The sequence below is a fragment of the Streptomyces sp. NPDC048196 genome (genome assembly GCF_040652715.1).
Taxonomy (GTDB): Bacteria; Actinomycetota; Actinomycetes; order Streptomycetales; family Streptomycetaceae; genus Streptomyces; species Streptomyces siderophoricus.
On sequence record NZ_JBEZMM010000027.1, the window covers coordinates 69,144 to 93,755 of the forward strand.

At 73.3% G+C, this 24,612-nt stretch carries 17 protein-coding genes and 1 pseudogene; 14 read left to right on the plus strand and 4 right to left on the minus strand.

Going from position 1 to position 24,612, the window contains the following annotated elements:
- The first annotated feature begins 48 nt into the window (after positions 1–48).
- Positions 49–1,809 carry a phosphatidylglycerol lysyltransferase domain-containing protein gene (locus AB0E02_RS24395; protein ID WP_362142598.1) on the plus strand — a complete coding sequence of 587 codons (1,761 nt, stop codon included), beginning with the start codon at positions 49–51 and terminating at the stop codon, positions 1,807–1,809.
- The gene (locus AB0E02_RS24400; protein WP_362142600.1) at positions 1,806–2,534 is read left to right on the plus strand and encodes a hypothetical protein; all 729 of its coding nucleotides are present in this window, start codon (positions 1,806–1,808) and stop codon (positions 2,532–2,534) included. Before AB0E02_RS24395 ends, AB0E02_RS24400 begins: the two co-directional genes overlap by 4 nt.
- Here the strand turns inward: AB0E02_RS24400 and AB0E02_RS24405 are convergent.
- Entirely contained in the window at positions 2,509–3,246 is a 738-nt protein-coding gene (locus tag AB0E02_RS24405; RefSeq protein ID WP_030805315.1) for a hypothetical protein, read from the minus strand. The genes AB0E02_RS24400 and AB0E02_RS24405 overlap by 26 nt on opposite strands.
- 74 nt (positions 3,247–3,320) lie before the next feature.
- Here AB0E02_RS24405 and AB0E02_RS24410 point away from each other — a divergent pair, with 74 nt between their 5' ends.
- The 7 genes and pseudogenes from AB0E02_RS24410 to AB0E02_RS24440 all read left to right on the plus strand — a co-directional run bounded on the left by AB0E02_RS24410 (position 3,321) and on the right by AB0E02_RS24440 (position 14,358).
- Complete coding sequence (locus tag AB0E02_RS24410; RefSeq protein WP_362142602.1) at positions 3,321–4,115, plus strand: adenosylcobinamide-GDP ribazoletransferase; 795 nt, start codon at positions 3,321–3,323, stop codon at positions 4,113–4,115.
- A 197-nt stretch (positions 4,116–4,312) separates the two neighbouring features.
- Positions 4,313–5,854: a leucyl aminopeptidase gene (locus AB0E02_RS24415; RefSeq protein ID WP_362142604.1), complete on the plus strand. Its 1,542-nt coding sequence runs from the start codon at positions 4,313–4,315 to the stop codon at positions 5,852–5,854.
- A gap of 310 nt (positions 5,855–6,164) precedes the next feature.
- Positions 6,165–7,553: a dihydrolipoyl dehydrogenase gene (gene lpdA / locus AB0E02_RS24420; protein WP_362142606.1), complete on the plus strand. Its 1,389-nt coding sequence runs from the start codon at positions 6,165–6,167 to the stop codon at positions 7,551–7,553.
- 55 nt (positions 7,554–7,608) lie between these two features.
- Positions 7,609–9,345 (plus strand): 2-oxoglutarate dehydrogenase, E2 component, dihydrolipoamide succinyltransferase, encoded by a 1,737-nt coding sequence (gene sucB, locus AB0E02_RS24425; RefSeq protein ID WP_362142608.1) that lies wholly within the window; start codon positions 7,609–7,611, stop codon positions 9,343–9,345.
- 167 nt (positions 9,346–9,512) lie between these two features.
- Positions 9,513–10,136 (plus strand): GntR family transcriptional regulator, encoded by a 624-nt coding sequence (locus AB0E02_RS24430; protein ID WP_030414848.1) that lies wholly within the window; start codon positions 9,513–9,515, stop codon positions 10,134–10,136.
- A gap of 298 nt (positions 10,137–10,434) precedes the next feature.
- A complete protein-coding gene (gene aceE, locus AB0E02_RS24435; protein WP_362142610.1) occupies positions 10,435–13,131 on the plus strand; it encodes a pyruvate dehydrogenase (acetyl-transferring), homodimeric type in 2,697 nt (898 codons plus the stop codon).
- 212 nt (positions 13,132–13,343) lie between these two features.
- Positions 13,344–14,358 (plus strand): annotated as a pseudogene (locus tag AB0E02_RS24440) (WYL domain-containing protein).
- On the opposite strand, the gene AB0E02_RS24445 reads toward AB0E02_RS24440, so the two are convergent.
- Complete coding sequence (locus AB0E02_RS24445; protein WP_362142644.1) at positions 14,355–15,320, minus strand: SDR family oxidoreductase; 966 nt, start codon at positions 15,318–15,320, stop codon at positions 14,355–14,357. The pseudogene AB0E02_RS24440 and the gene AB0E02_RS24445 sit on opposite strands and share 4 nt — an antisense overlap.
- A 238-nt stretch (positions 15,321–15,558) precedes the next feature.
- Positions 15,559–17,475: a hypothetical protein gene (locus AB0E02_RS24450; protein ID WP_362142612.1), complete on the minus strand. Its 1,917-nt coding sequence runs from the start codon at positions 17,473–17,475 to the stop codon at positions 15,559–15,561.
- Between the two features lie 323 nt (positions 17,476–17,798).
- Between AB0E02_RS24450 and AB0E02_RS24455 the strand changes: the two genes are divergently transcribed.
- From AB0E02_RS24455 to AB0E02_RS24465, 3 genes are all read left to right on the plus strand, one after another.
- Positions 17,799–18,317, plus strand: coding sequence for a DUF4240 domain-containing protein (locus AB0E02_RS24455; RefSeq protein WP_362142614.1), 519 nt, complete (start codon positions 17,799–17,801; stop codon positions 18,315–18,317).
- Positions 18,318–18,380: 63 nt separating this feature from the next.
- On the plus strand, positions 18,381–19,271 hold the full coding sequence (locus tag AB0E02_RS24460) for a TIGR01777 family oxidoreductase (protein ID WP_362142615.1): 891 nt from the start codon (positions 18,381–18,383) through the stop codon (positions 19,269–19,271).
- Positions 19,272–19,490: 219 nt separating this feature from the next.
- Positions 19,491–20,732 carry an FAD-dependent oxidoreductase gene (locus AB0E02_RS24465; protein ID WP_362142617.1) on the plus strand — a complete coding sequence of 414 codons (1,242 nt, stop codon included), beginning with the start codon at positions 19,491–19,493 and terminating at the stop codon, positions 20,730–20,732.
- Positions 20,733–20,788: 56 nt separating this feature from the next.
- Here AB0E02_RS24465 and AB0E02_RS24470 read toward each other — a convergent pair whose 3' ends face one another.
- A complete protein-coding gene (locus AB0E02_RS24470) occupies positions 20,789–22,297 on the minus strand; it encodes a regulator (protein ID WP_362142618.1) in 1,509 nt (502 codons plus the stop codon).
- Positions 22,298–22,578: 281 nt separating this feature from the next.
- On the opposite strand from AB0E02_RS24470, the gene lipB reads away from it, so the two are divergent.
- Positions 22,579–23,406 carry a lipoyl(octanoyl) transferase LipB gene (gene lipB / locus AB0E02_RS24475; protein ID WP_362142621.1) on the plus strand — a complete coding sequence of 276 codons (828 nt, stop codon included), beginning with the start codon at positions 22,579–22,581 and terminating at the stop codon, positions 23,404–23,406.
- A gap of 147 nt (positions 23,407–23,553) precedes the next feature.
- Positions 23,554–24,504 (plus strand): lipoyl synthase, encoded by a 951-nt coding sequence (gene lipA, locus AB0E02_RS24480; protein ID WP_362142623.1) that lies wholly within the window; start codon positions 23,554–23,556, stop codon positions 24,502–24,504.
- Positions 24,505–24,612: the final 108 nt, after the last annotated feature.

Genomic DNA, 24,612 nt, shown 5'->3' on the forward strand with positions numbered 1-24,612 from the left:
GCGCCCCATAAGATCTCGGCTTTACACGTTTTTTATGGGAGACATCGCTTGAGTCCGGACGAAGACCGCCGCGAGCAGCGCGGCGGCACCTGGTCACAGCGCGGTGCCGCATTCGGCATCTGGTACCTGCGCACGGTCACGTTCCTCAATCTGCTGAGCGCGGTGTGGGTGTCGTTCGGCAACGACATCCGCCGGCACAACGTCGAGGAGTACTTCACCCCGTACCTGCTGACCGCGGGGTTCGCGTCGGGGGCCTTCTCGCTGTTCCTGTCGGTGACGCTGCGGCGCCGCAAACGGGCCGCGTGGATCCTGAACCTGGTCCTCTCCGGGCTGCTGGCGGGGCTGTTCGGCTTCGCGCTGGTGGCGGCGCCGGAGTTCCGCGGGCATCCGCAGAACTGGGTGTCGCTGGTGGTGACGGCGGTGTTCGCGGTCGCGCTGGTGGCCGGCCGGCGGGAGTTCTACGCCAAGGGCGACCGGTCGAACCCGAAGCTGGCGGCGGCGGTCGCGGTCGGCGGGCTGCTGGTCACCTCGCTGCTGGCGGCGCTGCTGGTGACCGTCACCAACACCGCCCAGGGCGCGTCCTCGACGTTCGTCATGCGCTGGCGCTACGGCCTGATGCGCCTGGTGTCGCTGGCCGCCGACGACCACCGCTTCCCCGGGATCGACACCCCGAACTGGGTCAACGTCACCATCAACGTGCTGAGCACGCTGCTGCTGGTGGCCGTGCTGTGGGCGGCGTTCCGGTCGGTCCGCAGCACCGAGCGGCTCACCGAGGACGACGAGGAGCGGCTGCGCGCCCTGCTGGACCGGCACGGCGACCGGGACTCGCTGGGCTACTTCGCGCTGCGCCGGGACAAGAGCGTGCTGTTCTCGCCCAGCGGCAAGGCGGCGGTCACCTACCGGGTGGTGGGCGGGGTGTCGCTGGCCTCCGGCGATCCGCTGGGCGACCCCGAGGCGTGGCCCGGGGCGATCGAGGTGTGGCTGGCCGAGGCCCGGGCGCACGGCTGGGCGCCGGCCGTCATGGGCGCGAGCGAGGAGGGCGGCACGATCTACGCCCGGCACGGCCTGGACGCACTGGAGCTGGGCGACGAGGCGATCGTGGAGACCGCGGAGTTCACCCTCGGCGGCCGCGCGATGCGCACCGTGCGGCAGGCGTACAACCGCATCGAGCGGGCCGGCTACACCGTCCGCATCCGGCGGCACGAGGACATTCCCGCCGAGGAGATGACGCGGCTGCTGGAGCTGGCCGACGACTGGCGGGACGGGGAGACCGAGCGGGGCTTCTCGATGGCGCTGGGCCGGCTCGGCGATCCGGCGGACGGCCGCTGCGTGATGCTGGAGTGCTCCGACGACCAGGGTGAACTGCGGGCGCTGCTGAGCTTCGTGCCGTGGGGGGCGAAGGGCCTGTCGCTGGATCTGATGCGGCGGGACCGCGCGTCGGAGAACGGGCTGATGGAGTTCATGGTGCTGGAGCTGATCCAGCGCGCGAAAGAGGTGGAGATCACTCAGCTCTCGCTGAACTTCGCGATGTTCCGTTCCGTCTTCGAACGCGGCGCGCGGCTCGGCGCGGGCCCGGTGCTGCGCCTGTGGCGCTCGCTGCTGAGCTTCTTCTCCAGGTGGTGGCAGATCGAATCGCTCTATCGCGCCAACGCGAAATACCGGCCCATCTGGGAGCCGCGGTTCATGCTCTTCGAGAAGAGCACCGATCTGCTGCGGATCGGCCTGGCCGCCGCCCGGGCGGAAGGCTTCCTGGAAGCACCTGGTCTGCCGAAGTGGCTGAACCGCAAGCACCTGGAGAACGTGAGATGAGTGTGGCCCGTGCGGGGCGGCGGGACATAGCCGTTCTGCGCCGGGCGGCGGGGGCCGAGTGGGGGCCGCTGCTGCGGACGGTGCGGTCGGAGCTGGTCTCCGCGAGGCTGCGGGCGATCCCGGTGACGCTCGCCGCGGTCTGCCTGACGCTGGTCTTCCAGTTCGTGCAGAACCAGGCGTGGGGCTACCACGCCATCCAGGACATCGGCTCGGTCCAGGCGTACGAGCACCTGTGGATCGCGCTGCTGCGCACCCCGCTGTCGCTGTTCGTGCCGGCGCTGGACCTCCCGGTGTGGGGCGCGCTGGCGCAGATCCTGGTGGTCTTCGGCATCGCGGAGACCTGCCTGGGTTGGCGGAAGACGCTGCTGGTCGCCTACGTGGCCACGCTCGCCGGAACGATGTACGCCCGGATCGGGATCTGGATCGGCCCGCAGAGCCCGCTGGGCCTGCCCGACTCGGACAAGTACGTCATCGACACCGGCCCGTCGGCGGCCGTGGTGGGCCTGGCGGTGTTCGTGTGCTGGCGCTACCGGGCGTGGTTCACCGGTTCGCTGGTGGTGCTCTCGATGGTCTTCGAGGTGCTGTTCATCAAGAACAACCTGGCCGGCAAGGAGCACCTCGCGGCGATCCTCGGGGTGCTGGTGGTGTGCGGGCTGTGGGAGGCCTGGCGGCCGGTCAAGCCGCGGGACGCGCAACGCGTCAGCGGCTGGGGGCGCCGCCGATGAGGTGCTCCACCTTGCGGCGCAGGCCCGACCAGCGGCGGTCGTGGCGGTAGGCGCGGACCCTCGCCCGGGCCCGCGCCCGGGGCCGGTTGCGGTAGAGGCGCCTGGCCCACGGTGAGTTGGGCCGGGCCAGCCGGATCGCGCCGAACAGCGCGACGAACGGCACGAAGACCCCGATGACCGCCATCCGCGCCTTCCCCTTCACCAGCGCGAGCAGCGCGAAGAGGAAGTTCACCGCGACCGTCTGGACGACGGTGAGGCGGTCGGTGGTCTCGTCCGGGGTGAGTTCGTTGACGCCGAACGGCAGGAAGCCGCCGAGGACCAGCGCGACCAGGGCGACGGTGAGGATGACGGCCTCGACGCTCTTGGTGCCCTCCTCCGTCCAGTACACGTCGTCCAGGTGCAGGATCAGCGCGAACTCGTCCAGGACGAGGCCCACGCCGATCCCGAAGAGCACCGCGGCGACGCCGGCGCCGAAGCCGCGCCGACCGCCGGCGATCGCGATGAATCCGCCGGCGACCATCAGCACCACGCCGGGCACCACGTGGTGGACGTGCAGCCCGCCGGGCGAGATGTCGTGGAACGGTCCCTTCCCGGCCCGGATCAGCCGGGTGACGGCCCGGGTGACGAGGAAGGTCAGCACGAAGGAGGCCAGGGCGAGCAGCAGCGGCAGCTTCCCCGGCTCCACGATGTTGCGGTACCACCAGTGACCCATGGGCACCATTAGGCCCTCTCGTGACGGCCGGGGGCGGCAGGCGGGCGCGGCGGACGCCCGGATAGCCTGCCGCGATGACCGAGACCCCCGCTCCCCCGGCCCGCGCGGACGCGCTGCGCTTCGCGTTCGGCACGCTGACCGTGCTGCCGGTGCGGGTGCACCGCTGGGACCGGGCGGCGGCCCGCGGCGGGATGCTCTGCGCGCCACTGGCCGGCCTGGTCGTCGGGGGCTTCGCGGCGGCGCTCGGCGGGGCGCTGCTGCTGCTCGGCGGCGGTCCGCTGCTGGCCGCGGTCGGCACCGCGGCGGTGCCCGCCGTCCTCACCCGCGGACTGCATCTGGACGGGCTCGCCGACACCGCCGACGGACTGGGCAGCGGCAAGCCCGCCGAGGACGCGCTGCGCATCATGAAGCAGTCCGACATCGGCCCGTTCGGCGTCCTCACGCTGCTGTTCACCTTGCTGGCCCAGGTGGCGGCGCTGGCCGGGCTGTACGCGACGGGCTGGGCGTACGGCGCGCTGGGGGCGGCGGTGGCCGCGGTCACCGGCCGGTGCGCGCTGACCCTGGCCTCCCGTACGGGGGTGCCGGCGGCCCGGCCGGACGGGCTGGGCGCGGCGGTCGCGGGGACGGTGCCGGTGCGTGCGGCGCTGCTGTGCGCCGCCCTGGTGGTCGCGGGCTGTGCGGCGGCGGGCGCGGTGTGGGGCCCGTACGGCGCGGTGCACGCGGGGCTGGCGGCGGTGCTCGGGCTGGCGGCCGGCGAACTGCTGCTGGGGCACTGCCGGCGGCGGTTCGGCGGGGTGACCGGGGATGTGTTCGGTGCGCTCGCGGAGGGTGCCGGGCTGACCGCGCTGCTGGCGCTGACCCTCGGCTGATCCGGCGATTCCGCCAATTCCGCCAATTCCCTTGTATCGTCCATGAGTTGGCCGAGATCGGCACGGCCCGCCGCGCAACGGTCCGCACCGGTACGGCAGCGGGCCGGGCCTCGCGGCGCCGCCGAGCGTAGGCTCGGCCGCAGCAGCGCGCCAAGGCGCGACAACGGATTCCCGGACGGAACAGGACTCTCATCACCGTGACTGCACTGACCCTCAGTACTTCTTCCGCCGCAACGGTGCGTGCGGATGCCGTCGTCGTCGGCGTGGCCAAGGGCGCCAAGGGCGTCGTCGTGGCCCCCGGCGCCGAGGCCGTGGACAAGGCGTTCGGCGGCAAGCTCGCCGGTGTGCTGGAGACCCTCGGCGCGAGTGGTGCCGAGGGCGAGGTGACCAAGCTGCCCGCGGCGGACGGTCTCAAGACGCCGGTCGTGCTGGCGGTCGGCCTGGGCGACGCGCCCGCCAAGGGCGACGACTACGACCACGAGGCGCTGCGGCGCGCCGCGGGCAGTGCCGCCCGGGCGCTGGCCGGCAGCAAGAAGGCCGGCTTCGCGCTGCCGGTCGAGGACGCCGAGGCCGCCGCGGCGGTGGGCGAGGGCGCGCTGCTCGGCGCCTACGCCTTCACCGCGTTCCGCAGCAACGGCGCCGGCAACGGCAAGAACGGCAAGAAGAACGACGGCAAGTCGGCGCCGCTGGCCGAGGTCGCGATCCTCGGCGGCAAGCCGCGCGACAAGGAGTTCAAGGCCGCCACCGAGCGCGCGCAGGCGCTGGCCGCGGAGATCAACCGCGCCCGCGACCTGATCAACACCCCCTCCAACGCCCTCGACCCGAAGTCCTTCGCGGCCGAGGCACAGGCCGCGGCCAAGGAGTTCGGCCTCAAGGTCGAGGTGCTGGACGAGAAGGCGCTCAAGAAGGGCGGCTACGGCGGCCTCATGGGCGTCGGCCAGGGCTCGGAGGCCCCGCCGCGGCTGGTGCGGATCGCGCACACCCACCCCAAGGCGACCAAGACCCTGGCGCTGGTCGGCAAGGGCATCACCTACGACTCGGGCGGCATCTCGCTCAAGCCGGCCGGCCACAACGAGACCATGAAGTGCGACATGAGCGGCGCCGCCGCGGTGTTCGCCGCCGTCGTGACCGCGGCCCGGCTGGGCCTTCCGGTCAACGTCACCGGCTGGCTGGCGCTCGCCGAGAACATGCCGTCCGGCTCCGCCACCCGCCCGGGTGACGTGCTGACCATGTACAGCGGCAAGACCGTCGAGGTGCTCAACACGGACGCCGAGGGCCGGCTGGTCCTGGCCGACGCGCTGGCCCGGGCCTCGGAGGAGGAGCCGGACGCGATCGTGGACGTCGCCACGCTGACCGGCGCGATGGTGCTGGCACTCGGCCACCGGCACTTCGGGATCATGGCCAACGACGAGGCCTTCCGCACCTCGATCCACGAGATCGCGGAGGAGGTCGGCGAGCAGTCCTGGCCGATGCCGATGCCCGAGCACCTCCGCAAGGGCATGGACTCGCCGGTCGCCGACATCGCCAACATGGGTGAGCGGATGGGCGGCGGTCTGGTCGCCGGGCTCTTCCTGAAGGAGTTCATCGGCGAGGGCATCCCGTGGGCCCACCTGGACATCGCCGGCCCGGCCTTCCACGAGGGCTCGCCCTGGGGCTACACCCCCAAGGGCGGTACCGGCTCCGCGGTCCGCACCCTGGTGCGGCTGGCCGAGCGCACCGCCGCGGGCGACCTCGGCTGACGCCGGCCCGTCTGGTCTGTTTTGTCCGTACGGCCCCGAGCTCACAGCCCGGGGCCGTCGGTGTGCGTACGGGGCACTGTTCGCCCTCAACGAAATCCGCACGTGCATACGCACCGGTAACCCCATTGAGGGCGGTGATCAACCGTCCAGAGCCCGGCCCGCCGTCCCGGCTTCGTTGAACAAGTGCGAAGATGGGTTCTCGGCAGGACAGGGCCCCCCTTACCCAGGGCCGAAATTAAAGCGGCCGAACAACAGCCGCGGTCCGGTCATCGCAGACCGGTCCGGCGCATCCATGCATGGAGGACGTGACGTGGCGAACGACGCCAGCACCGTTTTCGACCTAGTGATCCTCGGAGGCGGTAGCGGTGGTTACGCCGCTGCCCTGCGCGGGGCGCAGCTGGGCCTGGACGTCGCCCTGATCGAGAAGGGCAAGGTCGGCGGTACCTGCCTGCACAACGGCTGCATCCCCACGAAGGCACTGCTGCACGCCGGTGAGATCGCCGACCAGGCTCGCGAGAGCGAGCAGTTCGGTGTCAAGGCCACTTTCGAGGGCATTGACATGGCGGCGGTCCACAAGTACAAGGACGACGTCATCTCGGGCCTGTACAAGGGCCTGCAGGGTCTGATCGCCTCCCGCAAGGTGACGTACATCGAGGGTGAGGGCCGCCTGTCCTCCCCGACCTCCGTGGACGTGAACGGCCAGCGCGTCCAGGGCCGCCACGTCCTGCTGGCGACCGGCTCCGTGCCGAAGTCCCTGCCGGGCCTGGAGATCGACGGCGACCGCATCATCTCCTCGGACCACGCGCTCAAGCTGGACCGCGTGCCGAAGTCCGCGATCGTCCTGGGCGGCGGCGTGATCGGCGTCGAGTTCGCCTCGGCGTGGAAGTCCTTCGGCACCGACGTCACCATCGTCGAGGGCCTCAAGCACCTCGTCCCGGTCGAGGACGAGAACAGCTCCAAGCTGCTGGAGCGGGCCTTCCGCAAGCGGGGCATCAAGTTCAACCTCGGGACCTTCTTCGACAAGGCCGAGTACACCACCGACGGCGTCAAGGTCACCCTCGCCGACGGCAAGACCTTCGAGGCCGAGGTGCTCCTGGTCGCGATCGGCCGCGGGCCGGTCTCGGCGGGCCTGGGCTACGAGGAGCAGGGCGTCGCGACGGACCGCGGCTACGTCCTCGTCGACGAGTACATGCAGACCAACGTGCCGACCATCTCGGCCGTCGGTGACCTCGTCCCCACCCTCCAGCTCGCGCACGTCGGCTTCGCCGAGGGCATGCTGGTGGCGGAGCGGCTGGCCGGTCTGAACGTGGTCCCGATCGACTACGACGGCGTGCCGCGGGTGACGTACTGCCACCCCGAGGTCGCTTCGGTGGGCATCACCGAGGCCAAGGCCAAGGAGCTGTACGGCGCCGACAAGGTCGTCGCCCTGAAGTACAACCTCGCGGGCAACGGCAAGAGCAAGATCCTCAAGACCGCGGGCGAGATCAAGCTCGTCCAGGTCAAGGACGGTGCCGTGGTCGGCGTCCACATGGTCGGTGACCGTATGGGCGAGCAGGTCGGCGAGGCCCAGCTGGTCTACAACTGGGAGGCCCTGCCGGCCGAGGTTGCGCAGCTGGTGCACGCGCACCCGACGCAGAACGAGGCGCTCGGCGAGGCCCACCTGGCCCTGGCCGGCAAGCCCCTCCACTCCCACGACTGACCCGAGTCCGGGCGCGACGACCACATCCTGCAATTCGTAAGGAGCAACCGAAACCATGGCGGTTTCCGTATCCCTTCCGGCGCTCGGCGAGAGCGTCACCGAGGGCACCGTCACTCGCTGGCTGAAGGCCGAGGGTGAGCGCGTAGAGGCCGACGAGCCTCTGCTGGAGGTGTCGACCGACAAGGTCGACACCGAGATCCCGGCCCCGGCCGCCGGCATCCTGACCTCCATCAAGGTGGCCGAGGACGAGACCGTTGAGGTCGGCGCCGAGCTGGCCGTCATCGACGACGGCACCGGTGCCCCGGCTGCCGCCCCGGCCCCGGCCGCCGCCGAGGCCCCCGCCCCGGCCGCGCAGCCCGAGCCCGCCGCGGCTCCGGCCCCGGCCGCCGAGGCCCCGGCCCCCGCCGCCGCCCCCGCGGGCGGTGCCGAGGGCACCGACGTCGTCCTCCCCGCGCTCGGTGAGAGCGTCACCGAGGGCACCGTCACCCGCTGGCTGAAGGAGGTCGGCGAGGAGGTCTCGGCCGACGAGCCGCTGCTGGAGGTCTCCACCGACAAGGTCGACACCGAGATCCCGGCGCCGGCCTCCGGCACCCTGCTGGAGATCGTGGTCGGCGAGGACGAGACCGCCGAGGTCGGCGCCAAGCTCGCCGTCATCGGTGCCAAGGGCGCGGCCCCCGCCGCCCCCGCGGCTCCGGCCCCGGCCGCTCCGGCCCCCGCCGCCGAGCCCACCCCGGCTCCGGCGCCCGCCCCGGCCGCTCCGGCGCCGGCCGCTGCCGCCCCGGCGCCGGCTCCGGCTCCGGCCCCCGCGCCGGCTCCGGCCGCCCCGGCTCCCGTCACCCCGGCCCCGGCCGCCGGTGAGGGCGAGGGCGCCTACGTCACCCCGCTGGTGCGCAAGCTCGCCGCGGAGAGCGGCGTGGACCTCGCCACGGTCAAGGGCACCGGTGTCGGTGGCCGGATCCGCAAGCAGGACGTCATCGCCGCCGCCGAGGCCGCCAAGCAGCAGCAGGCCGCCCCGGCCGCTGCCGCCGCCCCGGCCGCGTCGAAGGCCCCGGCGCTGGAGGTCTCGCCGCTGCGCGGTCAGACCGTCAAGATGCCGCGGATGCGCAAGGTCATCGGCGACAACATGATGAAGGCCCTGCACGGCCAGGCGCAGCTGACCACCGTGGTCGAGGTGGACATCACCGCGATCATGCGGATGCGCAACAAGGCCAAGGACGCCTTCGCGCAGCGTGAGGGCGTCAAGCTCTCCCCGATGCCGTTCTTCGTCAAGGCCGCCGTCCAGGCGCTGAAGGCCCACCCGGTCGTCAACGCCCGGATCAACGAGGACGAGGGCACCATCACCTACTTCGACACCGAGAACATCGGTATCGCGGTGGACGCGGAGAAGGGCCTGATGACCCCCGTCATCAAGGGTGCGGGCGACCTCAACATCGCCGGTATCGCCCGTAAGACGGCGGAGCTGGCGGGCAAGGTCCGGGCGAACAAGATCACCCCGGACGAGCTCTCCGGTGCGACCTTCACCATCTCCAACACCGGGTCGCGCGGCGCGCTGTTCGACACCGTGATCGTGCCCCCGAACCAGGTCGGCATCCTGGGCATCGGCGCGACCGTCAAGCGTCCGGTGGTCATCAACCACCCGGACCTCGGCGAGACCATCGCGGTGCGCGACATGACCTACCTCGCGCTCTCCTACGACCACCGTCTGGTGGACGGCGCCGACGCCGCCCGCTACCTGACCACGGTCAAGCAGATCCTGGAGGCCGCCGAGTTCGAGACCGAGATCGGTCTCTGAGCCCGGCAGTCGCCCGGTAGGCGGGTAGCAGCAGGGGCCGGCACCGGTTCGTACGGCATCCGTACGGACCGGAGCCGGCCCTTCTGCATGCCGCCGTCCGGCCGCCGTCCCGGATAATGGCCCCCTCGCCACCCGCCGCGTCACCACCCGCTCTGAAGGAGCACCTCATGACCCCGCCCGTCGTCCATTCGCTGCGCGAGCAGATCCGCGAGCACATCCTTGAGGGGATCGTCAGCGGCCGCTGGCAGCCGGGCGAGCGGATCGTCGAGCGGCGGATCGCGGTGGAGCTGGAGGTCAGCCAGACGCCCGTGCGGGAGGCGCTGCGCGAGCTGGAGTCGCTGCGGCTGATCGAGTCGGCACCCAACAAGGGCGTACGGGTCCGGAATCTGACCGCGGCCGACCTCAAGGAGAGCTACCCGGTGCGGGCCGGGCTGGAGCAGGTCGCCGCCGAGCTGGCCGCCGGGCGGCTGGCGGAGGACACCGCCGCGCTGGAGCGGGAGGTGGCGGCGCTGCGCGAGGCGGACCTGGCGGGCGACGGGGAGGCACAGGTGCGGCACACCGTGGCGTTCCACCGGGAGATCGTGCGGGCCGCCGGGAACGCCGTGCTGCTGCACACCTGGGAGTCGCTGGGCATCGAGGTCTGGACGGCGCTGTCGATCCGCTGGTTCAGCCCGGAGCAGCGCTCGCACGCCCAGGACCACCAGGAGATCGTGGACGCGTTCCGGCGGCGCGACCCGAAGATCGGCACCCTGCTCAAGACACACGTGCTGAGCTGCGCACCGAGGGTCTGAGCGGATGCGCCGGGCGAGCCCGCGGGGCCCCGGCGCGGCATAGCGGAGGACCCCTCCGGGGCTGGCACCGAGTGCCCAAATTCGCGGCACCCCGTGCCGACCTGCGGTTTTTCGTTCGCCGAGCGTTGATCGATCATCGATCAGGGGCGTATCGTCTTCCGACGGGGCGCGACACCCTGCCTGCCGAAACTGCCGAACTCGCATCCGGGTGCCGTCGAGATCCCGCCGCAGCCCACGGGCGCGGCCCGTTCCTCGACGGCACCCCCGAGCTTCCCTCCCGTCCGGAAAGGGGCCACCCATGCCCGACCCCGTGCGCCTGCCGTACAGCCAGCTCGACCAGCTCCCGGACCGCGACCCCGAGGAGACGGCCGAGTGGCGCGAGTCGCTCGACGCCGTCACCAAGGCGGCGGGCCCGCATCGCGCCGCCTACCTGATGCGCCGCACCCTGGAGCAGTCGGGGCTCGCGCTCCCCCAGCTCCTGGAGAGCGACTACCTCAACACCATCCCCACCGCCGCCGAGCCCGCCGTGCCGGGCGACGAGGCGATGGAAGCCCGGATCGCCGCCTGGAACCGCTGGAACGCGGCCGCGATGGTCTCCCGCGGCGCCAAGTACGGCGTCGGCGGCCACATCGCGACCTTCGCTTCCGCGGCCTGGCTCTACGAGACCGGCTTCAACCACTTCTTCCGCGGCAAGGAGGACTCCTCCACCGGCGGATCCGGCGACCAGCTCTACATCCAGGGCCACGCCGCGCCCGGCATCTACGCCCGCGCCTTCCTCGACGGCCGCCTCACCGAGGAGCACCTCGACCACTTCCGCCGCGAGGCCGGCGGCAAGGGCCTGCCGTCCTACCCGCACCCGCGGCGGCTGCCCTGGCTGTGGGAGTTCCCCACCGTGTCGATGGGCCTCGGCCCGCTCTCGGCCATCTACCAGGCACGCTTCAACCGCTATCTGACCCACCGCGGTATCAAGGACGTCTCCGACTCGCACGTCTGGGCGTTCCTGGGCGACGGCGAGATGGACGAGCCGGAGTCGACCGCCGCGCTCGCGCTCGCCTCCCGTGAGGGCCTGGACAACCTCACCTTCGTCATCAACTGCAACCTGCAGCGCCTGGACGGCCCGGTCCGCGCCAACTTCAAGATCGTGCAGGAGCTGGAGGCCCAGTTCCGCGGCGCCGGCTGGAACGTCGTCAAGACGCTGTGGGGCACCGCCTGGGACGAGCTCTTCCGGCTCGACACCACCGGCGCGCTGGCCCGCCGGCTGCGCGAGGTGCCGGACGCCCAGTTCCAGACCTACGCGACCCGCGACGCGGCCTACATACGCGACCACTTCTTCGGCGCCGAGCCCGCCCTCGTCGAGATGGCGAAGCTGCTCTCCGACGACAAGATCCTGGAGTGCTTCCACCTCTCGCGCGGCGGCCACGAGTCGCGCAAGGTCTACGCGGCGTACAAGGCGGCCGTGGAGCACAAGGGCGCCCCGACCGTGATCCTCGCGCAGACGGTCAAGGGCTTCACCCTCGGCAAGGGTTTCGAGTCCAAGAACGCCAACCACCAGATGAAGAAGCTGACGGTGGACGAGTTCAAGGTCATGCGCGACCTGCTCGAACTCCCCATCCCCGACAGCGACTTCACCGACGGCCAGGTCCCCTACGGCCACCCGGGCGCCGACTCCCCCGAGGTCCGCTACCTCCAGGAGCGCCGCGCGGCCCTCGGCGGCCCGGCCCCGGCCCGCCGCTCCCACCCGCTCGCGCCGCTGCCGGCCCCGGCCGACAAGGCCTTCGCCGCCTTCGACAAGGGCTCCGGCAACCAGTCCGTGGCCACCACCATGGCCTTCGTCCGGCTGGTCAAGGACCTCATCCGCGACAAGCAGACCGGCAAGCGCTGGGTGCCGATCGTCCCCGACGAGGCGCGCACCTTCGGCATGGAGTCGCTCTTCCCGTCGCTCGGGATCTACTCCCCCAAGGGCCAGACCTACGAGCCGGTCGACCGCGACCAGCTGATGTACTACAAGGAAGCCAAGGACGGCCAGATCCTCAACGAGGGGATCACCGAGGCCGGTTCGATGGCGGACTTCATCGCCGCCGCCACCGCGTACGCCACGCACGGCGAGACGATGATCCCGTTCTACATCTTCTACTCGATGTTCGGCTGGCAGCGCACCGCCGACCAGATGTGGCAGCTCGGCGACCAGCTCGGCAAGGGCTTCCTGGTCGGCGCCACGGCCGGCCGCACCACGCTGACCGGTGAGGGCCTGCAGCACGCGGACGGCCACTCGCCGATGATCGCGTCGACCAACCCGGCGGCGCTGTCGTACGACCCGGCGTTCGCGTACGAGGTCGCGGCGATCGTCAAGGACGGCCTGCGCCGCATGTACGGCGAGACCGCCCCCGGCGAGGACCCGAACGTCTTCTACTACCTCACGGTCTACAACGAGCCGATGCCCCAGCCGGCCAAGCCCGCGGGCGTCGACGAGGGCATCGTCCGCGGCCTGTACCGCTTCAACACCGCGGCCACGGCGGGCGTCACGGTGCCCGCCGACGCCCCGGGGATCCAGCTGCTGGCCTCCGGCACCGCGATCCACTGGGCACTGGCGGCCCAGCGGCTGCTCGCCGAGGAGTGGGGCGTGGCCGCCGACGTGTGGTCCGCGACCTCCTGGACGGAGCTGCGGCGCGACGCGCTGGCGGCCGACGAGGCCACCCTGCGCGGCGAGCAGCGCACGCCGTACGTCCGCGAGGCGCTCAGCGGCGTCGAGACGCCGGTCCTGGCGGTCAGCGACTACATGCGCCAGGTCCCGGACCAGATCGCGCAGTGGGTCGAGCAGGACTGGTCCTCCCTCGGCGCGGACGGCTTCGGCCTGTCCGACACCCGCGAGGCGGCCCGCCGCCACTTCGGCGTCGACGCCGAGTCGCTGGTCGTCGCGGCCCTGGCCCAGCTCGCCCGCCGCGGCGACGTCCCGGCGTCCGCGGTCAAGGAGGCCCGCGAGCGCTACGGCTTCTGAGCCGCCCCCGACCAGGGGCACCCATACTCCCGTGCGGAGGTCACCCACCCGCGCCCGGAACCTCCGCACGGGAACCCACGGCCCGGCCGGTCACGCCCTGACCACGGCCGGGCCTTCCTTCTGCCGGCCGGGGCGGACCGTCCGCCCCCGGCGTTGACCGTCCGCCCCCGCCGCGCCCCGGCGTTGTCAGTGGTCCCCGGCATCATGAAGGCATGCGTGCTGCCCGGCTGATCAAGATGGTGCTGCTGCTCCAGTCGCGCCCGGCGATGACCGGCGCCGAGCTGGCGCGGGAGCTGGAGGTCTCCGAGCGCACGGTCGCGCGGGACGTGCTCTCCCCTCTCCGAGGCCGGGGTGCCCGTCTACGCCGACCGCGGCCGGGCCGGCGGCTACCGCCTGATCGGCGGCTACCGCACCCGCCTCACGGGACTCGGCCGCAGCGAGGCGGAGGCGCTCTTCCTCTCCGGAGTGCCCTGTGCGCTGCGGGAGATGGGGCTCGCCGACGCCGCCTCCGCCGCCCGGCTGAAGGTCTCCGCCGCCCTGCTGCCGGAGCTGCGGGACGCCGCCGCGGGCGCCGCCCAGCGCTTCCACCTCGACGCCCCCGCCTGGTACAAGGAGCCCGAGACGCCCGGCCTGCTGCCCGCGATCGCCGAGGCCGTGTGGTCCGACCGCCGGATCGCGGCCCGCTACCTCCGGAAGGCGAAGGGCGCCGAACCCACCGAGGTGCGGCGGGAGTTGGAGCCGTACGGCCTCGTGCTGAAGGCGGGGGTGTGGTATCTGGCGGCGCGGGCGCAGGGGGACTTCCGGGTGTACCGGATCGACCGGTTCACCGCCGTCGACGTGCTCGACGACGGGCCCGGCGCCTTCACCCGGGACGCATCGTTCGACCTGCCGGCGTTCTGGGCCGAGCGGGCCGCGGAGTTCGCCCGCTCGATCCTCCGTACCGAGGTGGTGCTCCGGCTCTCCGAGCACGGCATACGGGTCCTGCCGCAGGTCACCGAGGCCGCGGCGGCCCGCGAGGCGATCGACGCCGCCCGGGCCGCCGGCGGGCCGGACGCGCAGGGCCGGCTGACGGTCACCCTCCGCGTGGAGTCCGACGAGGTCGCGTACTCCCAGCTGCTGGCCCTCGGTCCCGAGGGCGAGGTCCTCGCCCCCGCCGCACTGCGTGACCGCTTCGCGGCGGCCGCCCGGCGCACGGCCGCGCTGTACGGGAGTGACCGGGATGCCTAGCGGTAGTCCGCCGCGGTCGCGTCCTTGTCGCCGAAGACCACGTCCTCGAAGTAGCCGAAGCAGTCGGGGCGGGAGCCGTCCGTGTCGGTGAAGTCGTACTCCTTCGCCAACTGGCCGCTGGAGAGCGACCGGCCGGTCCAGCGCGCCTTGTCGGGATCGGCGGCCAGCGCCCGTACGGCCCGGCCGATCAGGGCCGGTGACTCGGCGATCGCGAAGTGCGGCTCCTTGGCCACCGCCTCGCGCCAGGTCTCCTCGGTCACCCCGAAGTGGTCCAGCATCTCCTCGGACCGCAGGAAGCCGGGGGTGAGCGACACCACCGTGCCGCCCAGTTCCCTCACCTCGGCGGCGAGACCGAAGGCGATGCGGTGCGGGGCGTTCTTGGTGAGGTCGAAGCAGAGGTTCTCGCGGTAGGTGCGGTTGAAGGACGCCGTGCCGTCGGTGACCTCGACCAGCAGTCCGCCGGGCCGCCGGTTCATCAGCGGCAGCGCGTAATGGCTGGTGATGACGTGGGTGTCGATGCCGAGGCGGAACATCCGCAGGCCGTCGGCCAGATCGAGGTCCCAGAGCTTGGTGTGGAATTCGAGCAGATGGTCGCCGCCCCAGACGCTGTTGACCAGGACGTCCAGCCGCCCCTGTTCCCGGTCGATGCGCTCGATCAGTGCCTTGACCTGCGCCGGCTCCAGATGGTCGGTCGGTACCGCGATCCCGGTGCCGCCCACCCGTCGCCCACCACCACCCTTGACCGAGGCCCTACGGGCCGCCTCTCCCGCTGCGGTCACCAGCTCCGCGGTCTGCTCGATCGTCTCGGTCGGACGGCCCACCTCGCTGACCCGGTCACGGGTGGTCCGCCCGGTGACGTACACCAGCGCGCCCGCCCGGCCCAGCTCCACGGCCATCGCCCGGCCCGCGCCCCGGGTCGCCCCGGCGACCAGCGCCACCCGCCCGGTCAGCTCCGCGGTCACCGGCCGGTCCGGCCCGCCGTTCGTCGCGTGCCCACTCGTCACGTTCCACTCCTCGATGTCAGGTGCCCCACTGTCGGATGCCGCGCGCACGGGCCGGCGGCCCACCAGGGCTCGCCCGGCCCGGCGCACGGTGACTCTGGCACCGAATCCCGACACCTTCTGTCCGGATTCCCGCCCGGGGCGGACGCCGCGCACCGCACCGCCGGCCGGCTCCCCCTGGCCACTCCCCTCCCCTCCCCTACGGCCGGAAGGCCCGCACGCTCCCCCCGTTCCGCAGCCGGCCGACGACCTCGGCGGTGGGGGCCGGGCCGGGGGCCGGTGCGGCAAGGGCGGGGCCTTCGGCGGTGGCCCGGAGGGCGCCGGTGGCGTCGAGACCCACGACGTCCGGGCCGCCCGCGGCCAGCAGGTACCACTTCCCGGACGGCGACCGCCAGGGGACGTGCCCGACGACGTGCGGGCCGTAGCGGCTGCAGGCGGCGGTGTCGTCGGACCGGCCGGCGATCCGGCCGGGGTCGCCCGGACGTACGGCGGACGGCAGGAAGCGGACGGTCGCGCTCCCGGGCCCGCGCCAGGTGTCGGCGCGGGTGCACACCCAGGTCGCGCTGCCACCGTCCTCGGGGAGGCGCTGCACCGCGAACGCCCAGTCGCTGACGGACCGTACGCCGGCGCCCCGCAACGCGCCCAGCCCGCAGGCCGTACGGGCCCAGGTCCCCAGGGCCGCGGGGTCGGTGGCCTCGCGCTGCCCCGCGACCGGGCCCGCCGCGCCGGCGGGCGGCGGCGGTACGTAGGTGAGGTGGACGGGGACGAGGTCGTTGAGGTCGGCCAGCAGGAAGGGCGGGGCCGGCGCCCCGATCCGCGTCGAGGGGCGGAACTGCGCCACCGGCCAGTGCCCGCAGCCGCCGCCCGTCGGCGGGGGGAGCGGGATGCGGTCGGTGACGCCGTCGGGGGCGACGTGCAGCCCGTGCGGCGGGGCGCCCGGCGCGAGCAGGTCGCGGACGGCGATGTCGGAGATCCAGGGGGCGAGCAGATAGCGCATCCAGCCGTTGCCGCGGCCGATCACCAGCGCGGCGCCGGTCGTCAGGTCCGCGTCGTCCACCCGCGCGAAGTGCAGCGTGGGGGTGGCGTCTTCGGGTTCGGCGTAGCGGACCAGTCGTTCGCCGTCGTGGAGGACGACCACCATGACGTTGTCGATCAGACCGGCGTACAGCAGCTGCGGCGGATGGTCGGGTGGGCGGGTGGAGGTGTCCGCGGAGGCGGTGATCCGGGCGTCGGCGGGCGGTGCCGCCCAGACCCGCAGCGCCCGGCCCAGCAGTTCCTCGTCGCCGGCCTGCCGGCCGCGCGCGGGCCAGGCGGTGAAGTCCAGCCGCGCGGTGTCGGACCACTGCTCGGTGCGGGTGCGCAGCAGCTTGATGGGGTCCAGCGCCTGCTCGGCGGGGGTCGCCGGGCGGGCCGCCGGATCGCCGCCACCGCTGGGCACCGCCGCGACCACCGCGCCGATCGCCGCGACGGCCGCCAGCGCCACCGCGGCCCGCAGCCGCTGCCGGCGGCGCAGCAGGTCCGTCGGCCGGGTCTGGACCGTACAGGGGTCGAATTCCCCGGAGTTCAGCAGCGCCGCGGCCCCCGCGCCGGTCTCCCGGTCCAGTTGCTCGGCCGCCCGCTGCGCGGCCTCGGGGTCGGTGGCCCCGGCCCGGTCCAGCAGCGCCCGTACCGCGTCCTCGTCCAGACCCTCCAGCTGCCACAGTCCGATGGCGGCCCGGACCGACGCCGGGACGGCGGACAGCGCCTGGTCCAGGGCGAGTTCGTCGACGCCGCCGGCCCGGGGGAAGAGCCGCAGGCCCCAGACCCGGGGCACCGCCGGGAGCCCGCGGCCGGGCCGGGCCTCGTGGGCCAGCGCCAGCCGCAGGGTCCGCAGCCGTACCAGGTCGTAGCCGTTCTCGGGCAGCGGGCCGCGCTGGGCCGGCAGCCCGCCGTCCGGGCGGCGCCGGCGACCGGTGCGCGGGAGGGCCCGCTGGACCAGGCCGTGCGCGGTGAGCACCCGGCGGTGGCGGCCCATCGACGGGGGCAGGACGAGATAGGCGAGGCGGACCAGCCGCGGATAGTGCTCGACGAGGGCCGCCTCGGCCCGTTCGACGTCGGCCCGGGTGCGTTCGTCCATGGGCATGGCCTGAAACAGCCCTTCAGGAATTGGCAGATTTACCGACTATGCCGTGTATGCCGTCGTTCGGTTGTTGCACGCCTTCCAACGAGTGATTCTTGGGGCGGTCACCCGACGGCCCGGCCGGCCCCGCGCGGCCCGTACGCTCCCGGCCACCGCCCGCGCCCGGCCCGCCCGTCGCCCCGCTCCCTGCCTGCTCATCCCCCGTCCCCCGCCCCGGAAGGCCGCCCGCGTCCGGCCCGGTCCGGCCCGTACGTCGGCACGGCAGCATCCGGGGGACTCCGCATGCGGCACGCCCCGGCAGGGCAGATGCTGGAGCGGTGATGGACGAGACGGAGTTCTGGCAGCTGATCGACGACTCGCGCGAGGCGGCCGAGGGGGAACCCGAGGAGCAGGCCGACGCGCTGGTCGAGCGGCTGCTCAGGCGCGACCCGGACGCCGTCGTGGACTTCGCCCGCCACTTCGAGTCCCGCTACAACCGGGCGTACACCTGGGACCTGTGGGCGGCGGCCGCGGTCCTGCTGGACGGCTGCAGCGACGACGCCTTCGACTACTTCCGCTGCTGGCTGATCGCCCAGGGCCGGGAGGTCTTCGAGGGCGGGGTGCACGACCCGGACCAGCTCGCCGAGCTCCTCGACGACTTCGACGAGTCGGTGGACGGGGACGCCGAGGAGGTGGGGTACGCGGCCGACGAGGCCTACGAGCAGATGACCGGCGGGTCGATGCCGGACCTGGAACTGCCGCCGCCGCCCCGCGAACCCCTCGGCACGTACATCGACTTCGACGACGACGAGACCCTCGCCGAACGCTTCCCCCTCCTCTGGGACCGTTTCCGGCCATAGGGACTCGGGCCCCGCGCCGGGCAGTTGCCGTCGCCGGACGCCGGGCCCGGGCAGTATGGGCGCATGCGGATCGCGATCACCGGCTCGACCGGACTCATCGGCACGGCCCTCGTACGCTCCCTGCGCACGGACGGCCACGACGTCGTCCGGCTCGTACGGCGCGCCCCGGCGGCCGCCGACGAGGTGCGCTGGGACCCCGCGCGGCAGCAGGTCGACACCGCGGGGCTGGCCGGCTGCGAGGCGGTGGTCCACCTCGCGGGCGCGGGCGTCGGCGACCACCGCTGGACCGCCGCGTACAAGCAGCAGATCCGCGACAGCCGGGTGCTCGGCACCCGGGCCCTGGCGGAGGCGCTCGCCTCGATGGACGTCCCGCCGCGGGTCTTCGTCTCGGGCAGCGCGATCGGCTACTACGGGGACACCGGGGACCGGCGGACGGACGAGGGCGCGCCGGCCGGCCACGGATTCCTGCCCGAAGTGTGCGTGGACTGGGAGGCCGCCGCGCGGCCGGCGAAGGACGCCGGCATCCGTACCGTCTTCGCCCGCACCGGCCTGGTCGTGGCGCGCTCGGGCGGTGCCTGGGGGCGGCTCTTCCCGGTCTTCCGGCTCGGTCTGGGCGGGCGGCTCGGCGACGGCAGCCAGTACTGGAGCTTCATCTCCCTGCACGACCACATCGCGGCGCTCCGCCACCTCGTGACCACCGAGGAGCTGACCGGTCCGGTCAACCTCACCGCGCCGGAACCGGTGACCAACCGGGAAGTCACCGCCGTGATGGGCCGGGTGCTGCACCGCCCCACGCTGTTCTCCGTCCCGGCGCCGGTGCTGCGGATCGCGCTCGGTGAGTTCGCCGGGGACGTGCTGGGCAGTCAGCGGGTGGTGCCGAAGCGGCTGCTGGAGTCCGGGTTCACGTTCGCGCACCCGCGGATCGTCGAGGCGGTCCGGGCGGCGCTCGACTGAGGGGGCGCGGCCGGGCGCCGTCCAGCCCCGATAGACGGCCGCGGCCGCCGGCAGCCGCCGGCAAACATTCGCCAGGGGCGCTTCTGCGCGCCCCGTACGCCCCCTGTCGTACGCGCCGGCGGCTCCCTACTTTTCCGCACACACCACTCGGCATTCCTCGCGGCCTCAGAGGGCATGACAATGCGTGCACCGCCGCTGGGACCGACCTCGGGAGGCCATGTGCTGCGTACCGCATCGACCGTGGACGTCGTCATCGTGGGAGCCGGCCCGGCCGGTCTCGCCGCCGCCCGCCACCTGACCGGCGCGGGGGTGTCGGTCACGGTCCTGGAGGCCGCGGCGCGGATCGGCGGCCGCTCCGTCACCGACCGGCTCGACGGCTTCCGGCTGGACCGCTGCGGCCGGCCGCTGGCCGTCTCCGCCGCCGCACTGCGCCGCACGCCGGGGCTCGGAGATCTGACGCTCCGTCCGTTCGCCCCGGTGCTGAGCGTGCACAACGGCCAGCGGGCGCAGCACATCAGCGGCTCCCGGAGCACAAGGGGCGCACTCTCCGCGGCGCGCGCCCTCGCGCGCGCCGACCGTCCGATCCAGGACGCCCTGGCGACCCGGCCCACCTTCCCGCCCCGCACCCCGGACGTCTTCCTGCGACCGCTGCTGGGGATGCTGCTGTGCGATCCGCGGCTGCGCGGCTCCAGCCGGAGCGCCGCGCTCGCGCTGCGCGGTTACGCGGAGGCCGGCCGCCTGTGGGTGCCGGCCGGCGGTGCCTCGGCCGTCCCCGACCTGCTCGCGGCCGGCCTGCCGCCCGGCACGGTCCGCACCTCCGTCCAGGTCACCTCGGTCTCCACCACGGGCGTCAGCACCGCCGAGCACGGCCGGATCCCCTGCCGGGCGGTCCTGCTGGCCACCGGTGCCCGCGACGCCGCCGAACTGCTCCCGGGCCTGCGGGTGCCCGCCTTCCACCCGGTGACGGTGCTGCACCACACCGCCCCGCCCGGTGCGGACGGCCGCGGCATGCCGTGCCGGGACGCCACCACGGCGATCCTGCCGGTGGACGGGCCGGTCGCCTGCAGCTTCCGCGCCGGGGCGGTCGACCCGTCCCGTACGCCGCCCGGCCGGCCGCTGATCACCACGACCGTGCTCGGCGCCGCGGCGGCGCTGCCGCTGTCCGTCCTCGACAAGACCGTCCGGCCCCAGCTGGAGCGGCTCTACGGGGCGCGCACCGACGACTGGGAGCTGCTGACCGGCCATCACGACCCGTACGCGGTCCCGGCGATGCCGGCCCCGCACGATCCGCAGCGGCCCGTACGGGTGCTGGCCGGGCTCTACGTCTGCGGCGACCACCGCGACGCCGGCACGCTCCAGGGGGCGCTGAACTCGGGCCGGCGGGCGGCCCGCGCCCTGTTGACGGACTTCGGGCTGCCGGCCCTCACCACCGAACCGGACGTCCTGCGCCCGGCGGCCTGACCACCGGGGCCGGCCGGGCCCGGCGCACCGCCCGGCCCGGCTCCCCGCGCGGCTGTTCAGCCCAGCGCGGCGATCCGCTCACGGTAGCCGCGCACCGGCGCCGCGTCCCGGTACGGCTCCAGGCGGCGCTCGAACTCCCTGACGTACTCATGGGCCCGCACCGACCGCATCTCGGACGCCTGGAGCGCCGCCTCAGCGCCGAGCGTGCAGGCCTGCTCCAGCTCGCCCAGGCCCAGCCGCGCGGTCGCCAGCACCACCCGGCAGAAGAGCCGGCTGCGGGCGAACCCGGCGGCGCGCAGCTGCAGGGAGCGCTCGGCGTGCTGGGAGGCCGCGCGGTACTGCTGGAGATCGCGGTGGCAGTGCGCCAGTTCGTCGGCGAGCTGGGCCTCGTCGAAGAAGCGCGCCCAGTACGGGGTGTCGTCCCCGGGGCGGGAGATCTCCAGCGCCCGTTCCGCGCGGGCCAGCGCCGCCGTGCAGGCCCGGACCTCGCCCAGGACACCGTGGCCGCGGGCCTCCGCGGAGTGCAGCAGCGCCTGGACGGCGGGCGGCGCGCCGCTGCCGATGCCCTGCTGGGCGACGCGCGCCAGCTGGACGGCCTCCCTGCCGTGCCCCAGATAGACGGCCTGCCGGCTCATCGTCACCAGGACGTAGGAGCCGTACGCCCGGTCGCCGGCCGCCTGGGCCAGCCGCAGGGCCTGGACGAAGTACCGCTGCGCCAGGCCGTGCGCGGCGATGTCGTACGAGGTCCAGCCCGCGAGGCGGGTCAGATCGGCGACCGCCGCGAACAGCCGGCGGCCGGTGGCCTCGCCGTAGGTGCCGCGCAGCATCGGCTCGGCCTCGTGCTCCAGATAGCGCACCAGGGCCTGCCGGGCGTGGCCGCCGCCGTAGGCGTGGTCCAGCGCCCGGAACAGCTCGCCGACCGAGCGCAGGGCGGCGATGTCGCCGGAGGTGACCTTGGAGCCCTGGGTGCGGTCGACCCGGTCGGCGGTCCGGCGCTGCCGGGGCACCGAGGCCCGGCCGCCCTGGACGGGCACCCGGCCGACGCTCTCGGCCGCGCCGGCACCCGTGCCCGTACCGGGGCCGCCACCCGGGGCCTCGCCGGTGGCCGGCTCGCCGCGGGCCACCCGGTCGTCGGGCCGGCCGATCAGCCAGTCGCGACTGGGCACCACGAGCCCGGCCGGAGTGAAGGCGATCTTGCGGAGCTCGGCGTGGCTGCCGGAGTCCTTGCGCCACAGTCCGCTGACGATGTCCACCGCCTCGGTGGGGCTCGCGGCGAACTCCAGCCCGGCGTACACCGGCGCACAGGCGTCCAGGCCGAGGTCCTGGGCGGACAGCCGGCGGCCGAGCCGGCGGGTGAAGACCTCCGCGATCAGCGCGGGGGTGGTGCCCCGGGGCTGCTGACCGCGCAGCCAGCGGGTGACCGAGGTCTTGTCGTAGCGGAGGTCGAGGCCGTGCTCGATACCGAGTTGGTCGACCCGTCTGGCCAGACCGGCGTTGGAGAAGCCCGCCTCGGCGATGAGCGCGGCGAGCTGTCGGTTGGGGGTGTGTGCGGGTCGTTCCGTCATCAGCTTTACGGTCTCCTGCCTTCCGGGCCGGGCGCCGGTTTCGGCCCACCCGGTCCGGCATGCTCATCGCCCTCTTGGAACGGCGTGAATGTAACGGCCTTCGGTGCCGTACTTGCGGCCTGCGTCCCGCGTTCATCCGATCGTGTGAGCAGGGGCGGGGCTGTGGTTGCTGGGGGTACACCGGCCGCCTGCGGGGACCGGATCCGGCCGCCGTACAGTTGCTGGGGGCGCGAACGCATCGAAAGGCATCAACGTTGCCGCACAGCGCAACAGAAGTTCGGATGGGAGCTGCCGTGACTGCGATCTCTCGGGGGGAGACCCCCGCACCCGAGGGGCTGCGCTTTGTCCACCTGGGCTTCGGTGACGACGCGGTCGACTACGAGTCGGCCTGGCAGGAGCAGCGCCGGATCCACGCCGCCCGGTTCGCGGACGAGGTGCCCGACACCTGTCTGCTGCTGGAGCATCTGTCCGTCTACACCGCGGGCCGGCGCACGTCCGACGACGAGCGCCCCTTGGACGGCACCCCGGTCGTCGACGTGGACCGCGGCGGGAAGATCACCTGGCACGGCCCCGGCCAGCTGATCGGCTACCCGATCCAGAAGCTGCCGCGCCCGGTGGACGTCGTCGCACACGTGCGGCGCCTGGAGGAGGCGCTGATCCGGGCCTGCGCCGAGTTCGGCATCGAGGGCAGCCGGGTCGAGGGCCGCAGCGGCGTCTGGGTGCTGGGCGACCCGCTGGAGGAGCGGCCGGCGCTGGGCGGGCTGAACCTGGACTTCGACCCGCGGCTGGCGGACGAGCTGTTCGACCCGCGGCTGAACGGCCCGGAGTACGCGCCGTCCAACGCCGGCCAGCGCCGGGAGGACCGCAAGCTCGCCGCGATCGGCATCCGGGTCGCCAAGGGCGTCACGATGCACGGCTTCTCGCTGAACGTGAACCCGGACAACACCTCGTTCGACAAGATCGTGCCGTGCGGCATCCGGGACGCGGGGGTGGCCTCGCTCGCCGGTGAGCTGGGCCGGGAGATCACCATCGCCGAGGTGCTGCCCGTGGTGGAGAAGCATCTGCGCGACGTCCTGGAGAACGCCGAGCTGCTGCCCCGGGCGGTCTGACCGCCCGGCGGTACGGGACGGTCCGACCGCCCCGGCCAGCGCGGGAATGCGACCCTGCGACCTGGGGTTGCCATGCACGTAAAGACGTGCGAATTATCGGGCGTACCCTGGTGTGCGCCGTAGAAACGAAGTGGTAGGGAGCCGGTCGTGTCCGCAGTCGCACCCGACGGACGCAAGATGTTGCGCCTGGAGGTCCGGAACAGCCAGACCCCCATCGAGCGCAAGCCCGAGTGGATCAAGACCCGGGCGAAAATGGGTCCCGAGTACAACCACCTCCAGGGCCTGGTCAAGAGCGAGGGCCTGCACACGGTCTGCCAGGAGGCGGGCTGCCCCAACATCTACGAGTGCTGGGAGGACCGCGAGGCGACGTTCCTCATCGGTGGCGACCAGTGCACCCGTCGGTGTGACTTCTGCCAGATCGACACCGGCAAACCGCAGGCGCTGGACCGCGACGAGCCGCGCCGGGTCGCCGAGTCCGTGCAGACCATGGGCCTGAAGTACGCCACGATCACCGGCGTCGCGCGCGACGACCTGGAGGACGGCGGCGCCTGGCTGTACGCCGAGACCGTCCGGCAGATCCACGCCGCGATGCCCGGCACCGGCGTCGAGCTGCTGATCCCGGACTTCAACGCGGTCCCCGAGCAGCTCGCCGAGGTCTTCTCCTCCCGCCCGGAGGTGCTGGCCCACAACGTCGAGACGGTCCCGCGGATCTTCAAGCGGATCCGCCCCGGCTTCCGTTACGAGCGGTCGCTGGAGGTGATCACCAAGGCCCGCGAGGCCGGCCTGGTCACCAAGTCCAACCTGATCCTGGGCATGGGCGAGGAGCGCGAGGAGATCAGCCAGGCGCTCCAGGACCTGTACGAAGCGGGCTGCGAGCTGATCACGATCACCCAGTACCTGCGCCCGTCGGTCCGGCACCACCCCATCGAGCGCTGGGTCAAGCCGGCCGAGTTCGTGGAGCTCAAGGAGGAGGCCGAGGAGATCGGCTACGCGGGCGTCATGTCCGGTCCGCTGGTCCGCTCCTCGTACCGCGCCGGCCGCCTTTACCAGCAGGCCATCGAGCGGCGCGAGGTCGAGGCGTCCAGTCAGGCGGTTTGAGTCCGGCCGGCGCTCCCCGGCGCGCCGTCTTGTGAAATGTGGCACATGCTGGAACCACGCGGCCCGCACTCCCCTCAGGACAGGGGGCGTGGCGGGCCGCGTCAACGT